This is a genomic window from Sporosarcina koreensis (genome assembly GCF_001531445.1).
Lineage (GTDB): Bacteria > Bacillota > Bacilli > Bacillales_A > Planococcaceae > Sporosarcina > Sporosarcina koreensis_C.
Genome location: NZ_LQYA01000040.1, coordinates 1 through 14,462 on the forward strand (window position 1 = coordinate 1; position 14,462 = coordinate 14,462).

Genomic DNA, 14,462 nt, shown 5'->3' on the forward strand with positions numbered 1-14,462 from the left:
TTGTTTTTATTTCACTTCTCTTCCATGAGGCAGGTCATATTTTCGCTGCAAAAATGTCAGGCATGAAGGTTAGGTCATGCACGATCATGCCCTACGGAGGAGAACTTCGCATACCTGACCGTCATGCTTACGGGAAAAGACAAAGAATTTACGTTGCCATCGGGGGACCTGCGGCGACGGCGATTCTCCTCTTCCTATCGATGCTTTTTGACCTTCCTGGCGATGGACAATTCATGCGTATTCAACTGGTGATCCTTGGGCTGAATCTATTGCCTATTTTGCCGCTTGACGGTGGACAGGCCATCAGTGCCATGCTAGAGACGGAAGAGAAGAAATTTAAAGTGAGATCCGCATTCCTCATTTATTCGATATCCGTTTTAGTAGCTGTTAGCCTATTGCTCCTACCTGGACTTCCAGAGACAGCCCTTTTTTTAGCACTTGCCCTATTTTTATTGATCCAAAATATATCAACATTCAAATTCCGTAAATATGAACAGGCCTATGAGCGATTAAAAAGAAAACAGTTGACGCCATAGATTGCGCATGGTAATATTTTAATGTTATTGTTTGTAGCGCACCTGTGCTACAACCGCACTGACAAGGTACAAGCGTCCGTTAGGACCACCTTTGAAGGCGAGTCTGAGTCTATTGAGGAGGTGCAAGTATGTACGCAATCATTGAAACTGGTGGAAAACAAATCAAAGTCGAACAAGGCCAAGAAGTCTACATCGAGAAAGTAGTCGGCGAAGCTGAGGAAACTGTAACATTCGACAAAGTTCTATTCGTTGGTGGAGAAGACGTGAAAGTTGGCGCTCCATTCGTGGAAGGTGCTTCTGTAACGGCTAAGATCGTTAAACAAGGCCGCGCTAAGAAAATCACTGTATTCAAATACAAGCCGAAAAAGAACTACCACAAAAAGCAAGGTCATCGTCAGCCATACACAAAAGTTGTCATCGAAGGCATCAACGCGTAAGCCGGCATGATCAAAATCATGATTAATGAACAACCATCCGGCCGCATCAGCTCTTTTGAGATGAAAGGCCATGCCGATTTTGCGGAAAAAGGAAAAGACCTCGTCTGTGCAGGCGCATCCGCGGTTTCATTCGGAGCCGTCAATGCTGTCATTGCACTCACTGGCGTAACCCCTCATATCCAGCAAGGATCCGATGGAGGTTATTTGAAAGTGGTTTTCCCGGAAACGGAGAAAGACGATGACATCCAATTGATCGTAAAGGCGATGATTGTTTCATTACAGACGATTGAACAAGATTACGGGCAACATATAAAACTTATTTTCAACCGATAGGAGGTGGCACTGATGTTACGTTTGGATCTCCAGTTTTTCGCATCGAAAAAAGGGGTAGGTTCTACAAAGAACGGTCGTGACTCTGAATCGAAACGTCTTGGCGCTAAGCGTGCTGATGGACAATTCGTTTCCGGCGGCTCTATCCTTTATCGCCAACGCGGAACAAAAATTCACCCAGGTGAAAACGTTGGCCGCGGCGGGGACGATACACTTTTTGCGAAAGTTGACGGCGTAGTTCGTTTTGAACGTTTTGGTCGCGACAAGAAAAAAGTGAGCGTGTACCCTGTAGCTCAAGAAGCTTAATGTTATCACTAACATTGAAAGGACTGCATTTTACCGTGCAGTCCTTTTTATTTTTGACGAATTTTGCGAAAGGGATGCTATACTGTATTATATGAAACAGTTGGCGGTGAGAAGATGGAATCGGAAAACCTGACGATTGGAAAAGCATTGAAGTTTGCACGCCATGATTTTTTAAATGAACTGCAATTAATGTTATTATATATGGATCTTGGGAAAATGCCTGAGGCAAGAAGGACGCTGCTGGAAGCAACGGAGCGGATGCGTCATGAATCCATGCTTGAAAAGCTTCGCTTGCCGAAAACGGAAATCTGGCTTAGCACATTCGAATGGAGACATACTACGTTCTCGAAAAAACTGCACTGTAACATCATAGCCGGGAACCGAACCACAAATGACGAGAAGATCGCCGATTATTTGGAACGATTAATCGATATTCTTGAAGAAGCGGTAGATCCGATGGATGAATATATCATTCATATAGCAGTCAAAGCTACTGAGGATCAATGGTCAATTCAATTGATAATCGAAGGAACTCTCGTCGGAACGCTCGAATTGCCGCAATCGGATGGCGGGTTTGAAGTGAGTGGAGTTCTGCGGGAAAAGGAATGGACGTTCACCATTAGTGGACGATAGGAGGAAAATACATGTTTGTCGATCACGTTAAAGTTTATGTAAAAGGCGGCAATGGCGGAGATGGAATGGTTGCATTCCGCCGCGAGAAGTATATTGCTTACGGAGGCCCTGCCGGAGGAGATGGCGGAAAAGGTGGCGATGTCGTTTTCATCGTCGACGAAGGCTTGCGGACGCTAATGGACTTCCGCTACCAACGCCATTTCAAAGCCCCGCGCGGAGAGCACGGAGGCAGTAAAAACAAGCACGGCAAAGGCGGCGAGGACATGGTCGTCAAAGTTCCACCGGGTACAATTGTCAAGGACGTCGAGAGCGGCACGATCATCGCTGACCTTGTAGAGCATGGACAGACGGCTGTCATCGCTAAAGGCGGACGAGGAGGGCGTGGAAATTCACGTTTTGCAACACCACAAAACCCGGCCCCTGAGCTTTCGGAAAAAGGAGAGCCAGGTGTCGAGCGGGAAATCACACTTGAATTGAAAGTGCTTGCTGATGCAGGTCTTGTCGGTTTCCCAAGCGTGGGCAAGTCGACATTATTATCTGTCGTTTCAGCTGCGAAACCGAAAATCGCCGATTACCATTTTACAACGCTTGTGCCGAATCTGGGGATGGTTGAGCTGGAAGGCGGTAGGACATTCGTTCTCGCCGATTTGCCGGGACTTATTGAAGGAGCGCATGAAGGTGTCGGACTTGGCCATCAGTTTCTGCGTCATATCGAACGGACAAGGGTTATCATCCACGTCGTCGATATGTCCGGATTGGAAGGACGGGATCCATATGAGGATTTCATCACAATCAATGAAGAACTCGAGAAATACAATCTTCGCTTGATGGAGCGCCCGCAAATCATCGTTGCAAATAAAATGGACATGCCGGATGCTGAAGAGAATCTGAAGCAGTTCAAAGAGAAACTGAATGATGAAGCGGCATTAGTTTTCCCGATTTCTGCAATCACACGCGAAGGCTTGGATCAGCTGTTGTTTGCTGTTGCAGACTTGCTTGAAACGACGCCGGAGTTTCCGATGCATGAAATCGAAGAAGAGGATGAAAACCGATCTGTTCTTTATAAGCACGAAGCCGAAGCTGAAGACTTCAAGATTACCCGCGATGACGACGGTGCTTTTGTCCTTTCTGGATATACGCTCGAACGGTTATTCAAAATGACCGACTTCAATTTCGATCAATCCGTTCGTAAATTTGCGCGACAAATGCGTGGAATGGGTGTCGACGATGCGCTTCGCGAACGAGGAGCTAAAGATGGCGATACAGTGAGAATTCTTGACTTCGAATTTGAATTCCTTGAATAAGTTTATTTTGTGGTATTTATGAATTGTTGCAAGGAGGCATGAAATGAAGCCATTGGGGGAAGGGCAGTTTTATCTTGTAAGGGAAGATGTACTTACGGAATCGATGTTGAAAATGCTTGAGGCGAAAAGGCTTCTGGCGAGTGGAGAGGAAAGGACAATCCAAGAAGCAACAAAGCGGGTGGGGCTGTCCCGTAGCGCTTATTACAAATATAAGGATACCGTCTACCCATTCGAATCGATCGCCAGAGAACGCGTCTTGACGATTTTCATTCAGCTGGAAGATCGGAAAGGCTCGCTGGCGACGATTCTTCGGCTCATATCAGAAGCGAAATGCAATGTGTTGACGATTCACCAGACGATTCCGGTGCAAGGTCGTGCAAATATCACATTATCGCTTGATGTTACCGAGATGCCGATCAAAATGGAGGAGTTCATGCAGAAATTGAAAGCTCCGAATTTCATCGACTCCGTCCATTTGATCAGCTCGGGTGCCCTATAAATAATAGAAATAACAGAGAGCAAGCAAATGGAGGAAACTGGGATGAGCGAACAGGATTACAAGCCGACGGTCGCCTACTTGGGACCTGAAGCATCATTTACTCATGTTGCGGCAACTCACCTTTTTGGAACAGAAGGCTTGGTGTCTCAACCGACAATACCTGATTGTATTGAGGCCGTAACGGAAGGACATGTCGCATATGCGATTGTACCGCTTGAAAATGCATTGGAAGGCTCCGTGCCGATGACGATCGATTATCTGTTCCATGGAAGCGAGCTGTTCATCAACGCGGAAATTTCGATACCGATTGAACAGCATATGATGGTGAATGAAAAATGGAAGGATGCTTTGGAACAGCTCGAATCGGTCCGTTCCCATCCGCATGCACTTGCACAGTGTCATAAATATTTGCAATATCATTATCGCCGTACACCGTTGATCCAGACCACATCGACTGCAGCAGCTGCAAAATATATATCCGAAAATCCGGAACTATGCATTGCCGCAATCGGAAACAGTCTAGCTGCTGAAAAATACGGCTTACATATCGCAGAACAGAATATCCATGATTTTCACTTCAACCATACAAGATTTGTTGTCTTGTCATTACGTAAAGGCAAATTGGAAACGCATGGTCATACGGAATTCCCAAAAACGACTTTCATGGTCAAGCTTCCGGAAGACGACCGTTCAGGTGTGCTTCATCAAATACTATCCGTTTTTGCATGGCGGAAGCTAAATTTAAGCAAAATCGAATCCAGGCCGATGAAAACTGGATTGGGAAATTATTTTTTCATTATTGATGTAATGGAAAGCGAAGAGCATCCGATGATGAAAGGCGCACTTGAGGAGCTAGCCGCGCTCAACGTTACGGTACGATCTTTCGGCTCTTATTTCAGTTATGAACAAAAACCTTCACGCTAATTTCAGTGTGAAGGTTTTTTCGTGAAAGCAATTGGCTGGACATCAATTTTTCGAATGAATAATACAGCCTTTTCTACAATATACATACTAAGAGAGAGGGCGCCTTTCTCAAATTTGCGTCACATAGACGGGCGTTCGTTCATACGATGGATTGATGGAAGGGGGATTTTGTTAGTGGATGTCCATATTGTTGTAAAAGGGGATACGTTGTGGAAAATTGCACGACAGTACGGTATCCCTTTTGAAGAATTGAAAAGGGTGAATGCCCATTTGGCGAACCCGGATTATATCGTTCCCGGTATGAAGATTTTCTTGCCTAAGAAGAAAGCGACGCCTCTGCCAAGTGAGAAGGGCAAGGAAAAGATGCCGGAAAAAGTGAAGCCTCAGCAAGTCGTGCCACCTACGCCTCCTGCAATGGAAAAGCCGAGCAAACCAAAGGAACCGATCCCATTGCCGCAGGAAAAACCGCAAGTTGAAAAGCCGAAACCGCCATCCGTGCCGAAGCCGCCAGTTCCAAGTGCTCCTATTCAAAAGCCGCCTGCCGCAACAACACCGCCAGCTGAAAAGCCTGTTCAACCTTTGCCATCTGTACCTTCAGTACCGCAGATGCCGCCTCCTGTCCCGGTGCCGCCAATGCAAATGCCGCAATTTTACCAACCGATCATGCCGGTACCTTGCGGATGGATGCCAATTTATGACGCGGATTGCGTTCCGATGACGTTACCGAGCTTTACTCAACAAATACCGGCACCAGTCACGCCGCAGCAAGTCATGCCATCGGTGGAAGTGCCGATGCCGCCGGCGCAACTTGGTGTGAGGCCGCCTTCGATCGATATGACCGAAGAGTTGGATGAGTTCGATGAATCGCCGATTTACCCAGGAAGAGGGGAAGGAGCTTCGCCACCATATCCGATCAGAGGGTGGGAATTGATGGAGTCTCCGATGGTGCAGCATGAATCTCCGGAACACTTCGTGCATTGCCCGCCAGAGCAGGGGTATGTACCTCAAATGGTTTCACCTGAATTCCAAAATCCATATGGGATGATGATGCAGCCACAGCAACCATTCGTATTCGGTTATCCATGCCAGCCGATGCATCAGCCTCATCATTGTGGTTGTGGCTGCCATTCTCAAGGATTCTATGGCATGGCGCCTATGGGGATGCATCCGAATTTCATGCAACCGATGCAAATGCAACCTGCGCAGATGCACCCGATGCCGATGAATCCAATGCAAATGCAGCCATTCAACCCAATGGACAATTACGGGTGCGGTTGCTGACCGGCGTATGGCGCTGGAAAAGGATATTCGGAAAGTAAAAAAGAATGTCTGGAAGATGGTGGAAGGGGAAGCGGCTTATTCGCTGAAAAGGTATACGTCCCAGTCGACCGCTGTGAAAGTAGAATACGTACATCGGCAACTGCATGCAATCCGATTTCCGAATATCGTTCCGATCATTCCCACGGAGGATCCGTTATTCATCATGCAGCCATGGATTGAAGGGACAAAACCCGTCAACTTCAGACGAAGGATCGATCGGACCGACTCTTTATCGGCTCTTCAAGCATTACACAGAACGAAGGAGCAGATTGATTGGGACGCCTCCCCGCATTTGCATAGATATCAACTGCTGGATAAATGGCGCGATAGATTGGACCGATTCATCGATAATCGCGAAGTGTGCGAAAAGTTCATAAGAAAACAGGCGATTGATGAAATCATTATGTATGGGGAGGAAGCCCTTCTCATATTGAAGAAGAATTACCGGAAACTTTCAGGTCATACGCTCTTGCATGGAGATGTGGTCCATCACAATATTCTTCGTGACGGAAATGGGCTGATCCGTTTCATCGACTTTGACCTTGCGTGCACAGGACCTCCGGGAACCGAATTGGCGCTTTGGATGCATCGCGTCTTGCCGAATGTCGGCTACCATTTGGATTTCCTGTTGGCAGAGCAGTCGTCTTTAAGCGATTTGGATGATGCTTCGATATCCATGCTCCTTTACCCGAATGAAATGCTGAGGGAATGGTTGCACCTTTTGAGCATGCCGAAAGCGAAACAGGAAAGTCTCTCAAGGAAACTCATTCCCTTTACGGAATATGCCCTCTCTTCATGGCCGAAGTTATGGTATGATGTAGAACGGAACATGAAGTAGGAGGATGCATAATGGCTGGCCATTCAAAGTGGAAAAATATCCAAAACCGTAAAGGCGCGCAAGACGCGAAACGAGGGAAAATCTTTCAGAAGATGTCTAGGGAACTCTATGTTGCTGCAAAATCGGGTGGAGGAGACCCTGACATGAACCCCGCACTCCGTCTTGCAATCGAGAAATCAAAAGGCTTCAACGTGCCGAATGATGTCATTAAAAGAGCTATCGATAAAGCGACTGGCGCAGGTGCGGATGAAAACTATGAGGAAGTCGTCTATGAAGGATATGGACCTGGAGGAGTTGCGGTTCTCGTACAATGTCTGACAGAGAACCGAAACAGGACAGGGCCGAATATTCGTGTAGCTTTCAATAAAAACGGTGGCAGTTTAGGAGAAAGCGGATCAGTCGCCTATCTTTTCAACCGAAAGGGACGCCTGTTCGTTGAGCGTACGGAGGAAACTGATGAAGAAATGATCATGCTTGCCGCATTGGAAGCGGGAGCTGAGGATATCGAGTCGACGGAAGACGGCTTCGAAATCATCACAGACCCATCCGCCTTCATGGAAACGAAGGAAGCGCTAGAAGATGAAGGTATTGAATTCATCTCAGCAGAAGTGGAAATGATCCCGACAATCTATACTGAATTGCAAGGAGAACTCGCCGACCATTTCGAAAAAATGATTGATGCATTGGAAGACGATGATGATGTACAAAATATTTATCATAACGCAAGTGAATGAGCCGCCTCATCAGCGGCTTTTTTTAATGGGTGAAGACATCCACATCGATAGGTAGAAAACCCGTTCGTATGCTATAATAGTTTCGATACTTTAGGGGGAGAATGGTTTGTACGATTATATTAAAGGAATCATCACACGGGTGACACCCGAATACATAACGCTTGAACAATGCGGCATTGGCTGGCAGATCATGACGCCCAATCCATATGCATTCCATCAGACGGAAGAAATCCAGCAAGTGTTCACTTATTTGCATGTCCGTGAAGATATGCAATGGTTACTCGGATTCAAGTCACTTGAACAGCGTGAATTGTTCAAGAAGCTCATTACAGTTTCCGGAATAGGTCCTAAAGGTGCTCTTGCCATATTGGCAAGCGGCATCCCTTCACAAGTGATCGGCGCAATCGAAAGGGAAGATGAAGCATTCCTAGTACAATTTCCGGGAGTCGGGAAAAAGACTGCCCGTCAAATGATCCTTGACCTGAAAGGGAAGCTTGGAGATCTATTCACGGAAATCGAAATGCCGGATGCGGATGTAACCCTTCTTTCCATGGCGGAGAACGGCGCTTTGGAAGAAGCCATCCTCGCCTTGCAAGCGCTTGGCTATTCACAGCGTGAATTGGCCAAAGTGAAAACGGATATGCAGAAGGAAGACTTGGATACGGAAGGTTATATGAAGCTCGCATTGCGCTTGCTGTTGAAACATAAATAATAATACACAAAGAAAGGAGGAGCGGTAGGCATGGAAAGGGTCATTTCAAGTGAACAATCCAATTATGACGACAGCTTCGAACAATCTTTGCGACCGCAAACATTGCAGCAATATATTGGGCAGGAAACCGTGAAAGATAATCTCGGAATTTTCATCCAAGCTGCAAAAGGCAGAAGTGAAAGCTTAGATCATGTTCTTTTGTACGGTCCGCCTGGTCTTGGGAAAACGACGCTTGCAACCGTCATCGCAAACGAAATGGGCGTCAATGTGAAAATGACGAGCGGGCCGGCTATCGAGCGGCCGGGGGACCTGGCTGCCGTCGTTTCATCTTTGGAACCAGGCGACGTCCTGTTCATCGATGAAATCCATCGGTTGAACCGGTCGATCGAGGAAGTGCTCTATCCGGCGATGGAAGACTTTTGTCTCGACATCGTTGTCGGAAAAGGACCTTCCGCCAAATCGATTCGACTTGACCTTCCGCCATTCACGTTGATCGGCGCAACGACGAGGGCAGGTTCTTTGTCCGCTCCGCTCCGTGACCGTTTTGGTGTGCCGCTCCGCCTTGAGTATTACAGCGAAGGCCCATTGAAGGAAATTGTCATCAGAAGCGCAAGCCTATTCGATGTCGGCATAGACGCAAATGCGGCTGTTGAAATCGCAAGGCGTTCGAGAGGAACGCCACGGATCGCCAATCGCCTCCTGCGCAGGGTGCGGGATTACGCTCAAGTGCGCGGGGACGGCAACATTACTATGGATATCGCAAAAGAAGCGCTTGAAATGCTGCAAGTCGATTCGCACGGTCTTGATCACATTGACCATAAATTGCTCGTCAGCATGATTGAACGGTTCCGTGGCGGGCCGGTCGGAATTGACACGATTGCTGCAAGCATTGGTGAAGAGTCCATAACAATCGAGGATGTCTATGAGCCATACTTGCTACAGATCGGTTTCTTACAAAGAACACCACGCGGCAGAATTGCCACCAGGCTTGCATATGACCATTTCGGGTACGCGGTGCCCGACTCACTTACGTAATACAAGTTGTTCAATACTGGAATAGAAGGAGTTCACCCGCATTATGGATGTAAATGATTTTGATTTTGAATTGCCGGAAAGTCTCATTGCACAAACACCTCTTACAGATCGAACTGCGAGCAGGTTGATGGTTTTGGATAAAGTGACGGGAGACGTCAAGCATCGCCAGTTCCGTCAAATCGTGGAAGAGCTGCAAGATGGAGACGTCATTGTCTTGAATGACACACGCGTACTGCCTGCCCGTTTGATCGGCACCAAGGAGGATACCGGAGCATCGATTGAAGTGCTTCTGCTGAAAGAGACTGGCCCGGACGAATGGGAGACGCTCGTGAAGCCTGCGAAGCGGGTGAAGGTCGGAACTGTCGTAACGTTCGGAGACGGCAGATTGAAAGCAGAATGCACTGAAATCCTCGAGCAAGGCGGAAGGATATTCAAATTCCGCTATGAGGGTATTTTCTATGAAATATTGGATTCCCTCGGGCAGATGCCCCTCCCGCCTTATATTACAGAGAAACTTGATGACCAATCTCGTTATCAAACCGTCTTTGCAAAAGAAAGAGGCTCAGCCGCGGCACCTACCGCGGGTCTTCATTTCACCGAAGAAATCCTTCAGGAAATCAAAAACAAGGGTGTCGGTGTCGAGTTCATCACTTTGCATGTCGGATTAGGCACCTTCCGTCCGGTCAGCGTTGATTCGATAGAAGACCATACAATGCACTCAGAGTATTATCACGTGACTGAACAGGCAGCCAGTGCAATCAACGAAGCAAAAGCGAGAGGTGGGAACGTCATTGCGGTCGGCACAACTTCAGCCCGGACGCTTGAGACGATCGCTTCGCAGAATGATGGGAAGATCGTCCCGACAAGCGGGTGGACATCTATCTTCATCTATCCGGGGTACCAGTTCAGTATACTTGACGGCATGTTGACGAACTTCCATTTGCCGAAATCGACATTAATCATGATGATTTCCGCACTTGTATCGCGGGAAAATGTACTGGCAGCCTATAAAGAGGCAGTGAAGGAGAAATATCGTTTCTTTAGTTTCGGGGACGCAATGTTCATCAAGCCTCACAAAAAGTAAAGAGGTATGAATCCTCAAAATAGAAAGGAACAAAACAAATGGCAGCAATTACTTACGAACATATAAAAACATGCAAGCAGACAGGAGCCAGACTCGGCATCGTACATACGCCGCATGGTTCTTTTGAGACGCCGGCATTCATGCCAGTCGGAACGCAAGCAACGGTAAAAACGATGTCTCCGGAGGAATTGAAGGAGATGGGTGCAGGCATCATCCTGGGCAACACGTATCATCTTTGGCTACGTCCGGGAAATGATATCATTAAAGAAGCAGGTGGACTCCACAAATTCATGAACTGGGATCGGCCGATTTTGACGGATTCAGGCGGTTTCCAAGTGTTTTCATTAAGTGAATTCCGGAAAATCGAAGAGGAGGGCGTCCATTTCCGTCATCACTTGAACGGCAGCAAGCTTTTCCTAAGCCCCGAAAAAGCGATGGAAATTCAAAATGACCTCGGCTCGGACATAATGATGGCATTCGATGAATGTCCTCCGTATCCTGCGACTTTCGAATATATGAAGGCGAGTGTCGAGCGGACTTCAAGATGGGCGGAGCGTTGCTTGAAAGCCCATGCCCGTCCAGAGGATCAAGGGCTTTTCGGAATCGTCCAAGGCGGTGAATTCGAGGAGCTGCGCAAACAAAGCGCGAAAGACCTTGTTTCACTCGATTTCCCAGGATATGCAATCGGCGGGTTATCTGTCGGTGAGCCAAAAGATGTCATGAATCGTGCCCTTGAATTTACGACGCCATTATTGCCGGAAAACAAACCGCGTTATTTGATGGGTGTCGGTTCACCAGATTCCTTAATCGACGGTGCGATCCGCGGAGTGGATATGTTTGACTGCGTATTGCCGACGCGAATTGCAAGAAACGGGACATTAATGACGAGCGAAGGGCGCCTCGTCGTGAAAAATGCAAAATACGAGCGGGATTTCGGACCATTGGATCCGAATTGCGATTGCTATGCGTGCAAAAACTACAGCAGAGCGTATATCCGCCATTTAATCCGTGCAAATGAAACATTCGGCATCCGTTTGACGTCCTATCATAATCTGCACTTCCTATTACGTTTAATGGAACAGATCAGGGAAGCGATCCGCAATGACAGGCTCGGCGATTTCCGCGAGGAATTTTTTGAACAATACGGTTTTAACAAACCAAATGCAAAAAACTTTTGAATCTTGTATAATGAACCGAGAGAAGAGGGGGGAATAGAATGAATGATGGTAGTATGCTCGGTACGTTGCTTCCGATTATTGCAATGTTCGCAATCATGTGGTTCCTATTGATTCGACCAGCGCAAAAAAGGCAAAAACAGACAAAGCAGATGCAAGAGAGTCTGAAGCGTGGCGATAAAGTCATTACAATCGGCGGTCTACACGGTGTTATCGATGCAGTCGACGACACTTCTGTATTTTTGAAAGTCGCAGATGGCACAACTTTGCAATTCGATAGACAAGCTGTCGGCCGAGTTGTCGATGCGAGCGCATCTTAATCGAGTCTATGTTCAAAGAGGTGGTTCCACAGTGTTACAACTGTGAGACCACCTCTTTTTCATTTTGGTATATTCCTGATCGGGAAAAGGCATGCTTTCCTGAGGAGGAGGGATATTGAATGAATGATCTTCTAATCATCGGATTTCGGACAATTTTGTTATATGTGTTCATCTTGATCATTCTCCGGCTGATGGGAAAACGGGAAGTTGGCGAATTGAGTGTCATCGATGTCGTTGTCTTTGTCATTATGGCGGAGGTTGTAGCGGTTGGATTGGAATCGCCCGATAAAAAGTTGAGCCACTCCATTTTCCCCGTGCTGCTTCTGCTGGTAATCCAGTTATTGACATCTCTTCTTTCATTAAAGAGCAAAAAATTCAGGGACATTGTCGATGGAGACCCAACTTTGATTATTCAAGATGGCGTTATCCAAGAAGAGCAAATGAGAAAACAGCGATATAATTTGGACGATCTATTCCAACAGTTGCGGGAGCAGCAAATCGGCTCGGTGCGCGATGTGTCCTACGCCTATCTGGAACCTTCTGGAAATCTGTCTGTTTTCACGTATGAAAACACTCAGCCGGTCCTTGCCCTCATTTCTGACGGCGTCATCCAAAGCCGCCACGTTCATATGGTCGAGAAAACCGAAGATTGGCTCGTTCGAGAGTTGAAAGAACTAGGTGTGAATGATGTTACACAAGTCTTTTATTGTTCATTCGAAAAAGGAGAACTGTATTTCCAACTCAAGAAGGACTTTCAGTAAATTTTCGTCAGCCTTTTAAGCATTAGCACATCGTTTTTCTTCACTTGCCCGAAAAGCAACAGGATGACGAGAAGGAAAACAGTTGTAATGATGCATTCCGTCAACAGTCCAAAATGGCCGATTGGTATGAAGATAGGCCGTATGACCGCTGTTAGGATGAAGGATACATAAGGTAGAGCAAACATTGTGAACCCGGCTGCTGCGGCTTTGTTTTTTCGCAAAGTCGCGATATGAAGGAAGGAAGTGACGAGCACCCCGAATCCGATGGCGAGCACAGCCCCGGTCTCTTGCAATCCTGGTTGGGAGGCTAATACGAACATGACCCCCAACTTTGCGATGCCGCCATACACCGAATTCATCATTCCGGCCTTCGCATCACCGGTTGCCTGCAAGATGGAATACAATGGGCTTTGGATATAGTAAAAGAAAAAAATCGGAGCCAGCAACGACATATAGGAAGCGCCCTCGGTAATATGGAACAGCTTTTCCGCAAGCGTCTGTCCGTGAATATAAAATACTGCGGCAGCAAAAGCACCCGTAAGCGCAGAAAGACGCAATGCCAAGTGAATCCGTTCCTGTAGCTTTTTCTTGTTGCTTGAGGCGGCGGCTCCGCTCACAGCCGGTACGAGCACGACAGACAAGGCGTAAGGGATGAACGAAGGGAAGAGCAGCAAAGGTATGAGAACGCCTGAAATTACTCCATAAAGCGATGTGGCTGCCACTGCACCTACCCCAGCCATTGAAAGGGCGCGCAGAAAAATAATCGGCTCCAGGAACCAAGTGAATGTACCGAATAATCTGCTTCCTGAAGACGGTAGCGCAATTGATAGCAGCGGCTCCATCGGGTATCTCTCTTTTTTTGCAATCGGCTTTCTGTCACGACGTTTATGCTGGTGATATTTGAACCAAAGGTAAAAGGCGGATAGCCCTTCCGCGAGCAATGTGATGCCCATTGCATAAGCAGCATTCATCGGATTATTATCGGGTACGAGCACAATCGGCAATAGCCACGTAATCAAGACGATCCGAAATAATTGTTCGATAATCTGGGACCAAGCTGTTTCCTCGATTCTTACAATTCCTTGGAAATACCCGCGGATCAATCCGCATACAGCAGCAATCGGAATAATGGCAATCCCTACATACAAAGTTGTGGAAGAAGCGGCATTTCCCAAAAGTGTTTCGGATAAATACGGGACGAATAAAATAGAAAGCGGGATGAAGATCGCTCCTGTGAAAATTGTAATGAATGTCGCCGTCCTCATGACAGCGGAAAGCTTTGCAGTTTCGCCCTTCACCTTCAATTCCGCGATCACTTTCGCAACTGCAATTGGTATGCCAAGCTGGACGAGTGACAGAAAGAATATAAAAGCGGGATAGGCGGTCATATAGATTCCGACTGCTTCCTCGCCTGCGACCCGCATGAATTGGATGCGATAGACGAATCCCAATAGCTTGGACATGAAAACGGCAACCATCAGTATGGCAGTTCCACGGATGAAAGTGGACAATAA

The 14,462-nt window shown here is 47.1% G+C and carries 18 protein-coding genes and 1 other annotated feature; of the genes, 17 read left to right on the forward strand and 1 reads right to left on the reverse strand.

The genetic code is table 11. The features are described from left to right. The 17 genes from AWV70_RS23775 to AWV70_RS06420 all read left to right on the forward strand — a co-directional run. Positions 1-536, forward strand: a 536-nt coding sequence (locus AWV70_RS23775; protein ID WP_060205323.1) for a metalloprotease, incomplete at its 5' end; no start/stop codon positions are given. Positions 537-577: 41 nt separating this feature from the next. After that, positions 578-651: a sequence feature (ribosomal protein L21 leader region), on the forward strand. A gap of 13 nt (positions 652-664) precedes the next feature. Further along, on the forward strand, positions 665-973 hold the full coding sequence (gene rplU / locus AWV70_RS06345; RefSeq protein WP_060205325.1) for a 50S ribosomal protein L21: 309 nt from the start codon (positions 665-667) through the stop codon (positions 971-973). 6 nt (positions 974-979) lie between these two features. Further along, entirely contained in the window at positions 980-1,306 is a 327-nt protein-coding gene (locus tag AWV70_RS06350) for a ribosomal-processing cysteine protease Prp (RefSeq protein ID WP_060205327.1), read from the forward strand. Positions 1,307-1,318: 12 nt separating this feature from the next. Further along, positions 1,319-1,609, forward strand: a complete 291-nt coding sequence (rpmA, locus tag AWV70_RS06355) for a 50S ribosomal protein L27 (RefSeq protein WP_041075331.1) — start codon at positions 1,319-1,321, stop codon at positions 1,607-1,609. A 114-nt stretch (positions 1,610-1,723) separates the two neighbouring features. Beyond that, positions 1,724-2,242, forward strand: coding sequence for a Spo0B domain-containing protein (locus tag AWV70_RS06360; RefSeq protein ID WP_060205329.1), 519 nt, complete (start codon positions 1,724-1,726; stop codon positions 2,240-2,242). A gap of 11 nt (positions 2,243-2,253) precedes the next feature. Next, positions 2,254-3,546 carry a GTPase ObgE gene (gene obgE / locus AWV70_RS06365; protein WP_060205330.1) on the forward strand — a complete coding sequence of 431 codons (1,293 nt, stop codon included), beginning with the start codon at positions 2,254-2,256 and terminating at the stop codon, positions 3,544-3,546. Between the two features lie 43 nt (positions 3,547-3,589). Continuing rightward, entirely contained in the window at positions 3,590-4,045 is a 456-nt protein-coding gene (locus AWV70_RS06370) for an ACT domain-containing protein (protein WP_060205332.1), read from the forward strand. A 42-nt stretch (positions 4,046-4,087) separates the two neighbouring features. Further along, positions 4,088-4,969: a prephenate dehydratase gene (gene pheA, locus AWV70_RS06375; RefSeq protein WP_060205334.1), complete on the forward strand. Its 882-nt coding sequence runs from the start codon at positions 4,088-4,090 to the stop codon at positions 4,967-4,969. A 174-nt stretch (positions 4,970-5,143) separates the two neighbouring features. Further along, positions 5,144-6,250 carry a LysM peptidoglycan-binding domain-containing protein gene (locus AWV70_RS25065; protein WP_060205336.1) on the forward strand — a complete coding sequence of 369 codons (1,107 nt, stop codon included), beginning with the start codon at positions 5,144-5,146 and terminating at the stop codon, positions 6,248-6,250. A gap of 7 nt (positions 6,251-6,257) precedes the next feature. Further along, positions 6,258-7,127, forward strand: a complete 870-nt coding sequence (locus AWV70_RS06385; RefSeq protein ID WP_060205338.1) for an aminoglycoside phosphotransferase family protein — start codon at positions 6,258-6,260, stop codon at positions 7,125-7,127. Positions 7,128-7,138: 11 nt separating this feature from the next. Further along, entirely contained in the window at positions 7,139-7,861 is a 723-nt protein-coding gene (locus AWV70_RS06390; RefSeq protein ID WP_060205340.1) for a YebC/PmpR family DNA-binding transcriptional regulator, read from the forward strand. A gap of 106 nt (positions 7,862-7,967) precedes the next feature. Beyond that, positions 7,968-8,573: a Holliday junction branch migration protein RuvA gene (gene ruvA, locus AWV70_RS06395; protein WP_060205341.1), complete on the forward strand. Its 606-nt coding sequence runs from the start codon at positions 7,968-7,970 to the stop codon at positions 8,571-8,573. A 30-nt stretch (positions 8,574-8,603) separates the two neighbouring features. Then, positions 8,604-9,608, forward strand: coding sequence for a Holliday junction branch migration DNA helicase RuvB (gene ruvB, locus AWV70_RS06400; protein ID WP_060205343.1), 1,005 nt, complete (start codon positions 8,604-8,606; stop codon positions 9,606-9,608). 43 nt (positions 9,609-9,651) lie between these two features. Continuing rightward, positions 9,652-10,692: a tRNA preQ1(34) S-adenosylmethionine ribosyltransferase-isomerase QueA gene (queA, locus tag AWV70_RS06405; RefSeq protein ID WP_060205345.1), complete on the forward strand. Its 1,041-nt coding sequence runs from the start codon at positions 9,652-9,654 to the stop codon at positions 10,690-10,692. A 38-nt stretch (positions 10,693-10,730) separates the two neighbouring features. Further along, entirely contained in the window at positions 10,731-11,870 is a 1,140-nt protein-coding gene (gene tgt, locus AWV70_RS06410) for a tRNA guanosine(34) transglycosylase Tgt (RefSeq protein WP_060205348.1), read from the forward strand. 38 nt (positions 11,871-11,908) lie between these two features. Beyond that, the gene (gene yajC / locus AWV70_RS06415) at positions 11,909-12,187 is read left to right on the forward strand and encodes a preprotein translocase subunit YajC (protein ID WP_235588560.1); all 279 of its coding nucleotides are present in this window, start codon (positions 11,909-11,911) and stop codon (positions 12,185-12,187) included. Positions 12,188-12,306: 119 nt separating this feature from the next. Beyond that, positions 12,307-12,948: a DUF421 domain-containing protein gene (locus AWV70_RS06420; protein ID WP_060205350.1), complete on the forward strand. Its 642-nt coding sequence runs from the start codon at positions 12,307-12,309 to the stop codon at positions 12,946-12,948. Here the strand turns inward: AWV70_RS06420 and AWV70_RS06425 are convergent. Beyond that, entirely contained in the window at positions 12,942-14,459 is a 1,518-nt protein-coding gene (locus AWV70_RS06425; protein ID WP_060205352.1) for a putative polysaccharide biosynthesis protein, read from the reverse strand. The genes AWV70_RS06420 and AWV70_RS06425 overlap by 7 nt on opposite strands. Positions 14,460-14,462: the final 3 nt, after the last annotated feature.

What these genes read in the sequence shown, in the direction of transcription:
- rplU (WP_060205325.1), top strand. Translation starts at nt 665, where the DNA reads ATGTACGCAATCATTGAAACTGGTGGAAAACAAATCAAAGTCGAACAA.
- AWV70_RS06350 (WP_060205327.1), top strand. Translation starts at nt 980, where the DNA reads ATGATCAAAATCATGATTAATGAACAACCATCCGGCCGCATCAGCTCT.
- rpmA (WP_041075331.1), top strand. Translation starts at nt 1,319, where the DNA reads ATGTTACGTTTGGATCTCCAGTTTTTCGCATCGAAAAAAGGGGTAGGT.
- AWV70_RS06360 (WP_060205329.1), top strand. Translation starts at nt 1,724, where the DNA reads ATGGAATCGGAAAACCTGACGATTGGAAAAGCATTGAAGTTTGCACGC.
- obgE (WP_060205330.1), top strand. Translation starts at nt 2,254, where the DNA reads ATGTTTGTCGATCACGTTAAAGTTTATGTAAAAGGCGGCAATGGCGGA.
- AWV70_RS06370 (WP_060205332.1), top strand. Translation starts at nt 3,590, where the DNA reads ATGAAGCCATTGGGGGAAGGGCAGTTTTATCTTGTAAGGGAAGATGTA.
- pheA (WP_060205334.1), top strand. Translation starts at nt 4,088, where the DNA reads ATGAGCGAACAGGATTACAAGCCGACGGTCGCCTACTTGGGACCTGAA.
- AWV70_RS06385 (WP_060205338.1), top strand. Translation starts at nt 6,258, where the DNA reads ATGGCGCTGGAAAAGGATATTCGGAAAGTAAAAAAGAATGTCTGGAAG.
- AWV70_RS06390 (WP_060205340.1), top strand. Translation starts at nt 7,139, where the DNA reads ATGGCTGGCCATTCAAAGTGGAAAAATATCCAAAACCGTAAAGGCGCG.
- ruvB (WP_060205343.1), top strand. Translation starts at nt 8,604, where the DNA reads ATGGAAAGGGTCATTTCAAGTGAACAATCCAATTATGACGACAGCTTC.
- queA (WP_060205345.1), top strand. Translation starts at nt 9,652, where the DNA reads ATGGATGTAAATGATTTTGATTTTGAATTGCCGGAAAGTCTCATTGCA.
- tgt (WP_060205348.1), top strand. Translation starts at nt 10,731, where the DNA reads ATGGCAGCAATTACTTACGAACATATAAAAACATGCAAGCAGACAGGA.
- yajC (WP_235588560.1), top strand. Translation starts at nt 11,909, where the DNA reads ATGAATGATGGTAGTATGCTCGGTACGTTGCTTCCGATTATTGCAATG.
- AWV70_RS06420 (WP_060205350.1), top strand. Translation starts at nt 12,307, where the DNA reads ATGAATGATCTTCTAATCATCGGATTTCGGACAATTTTGTTATATGTG.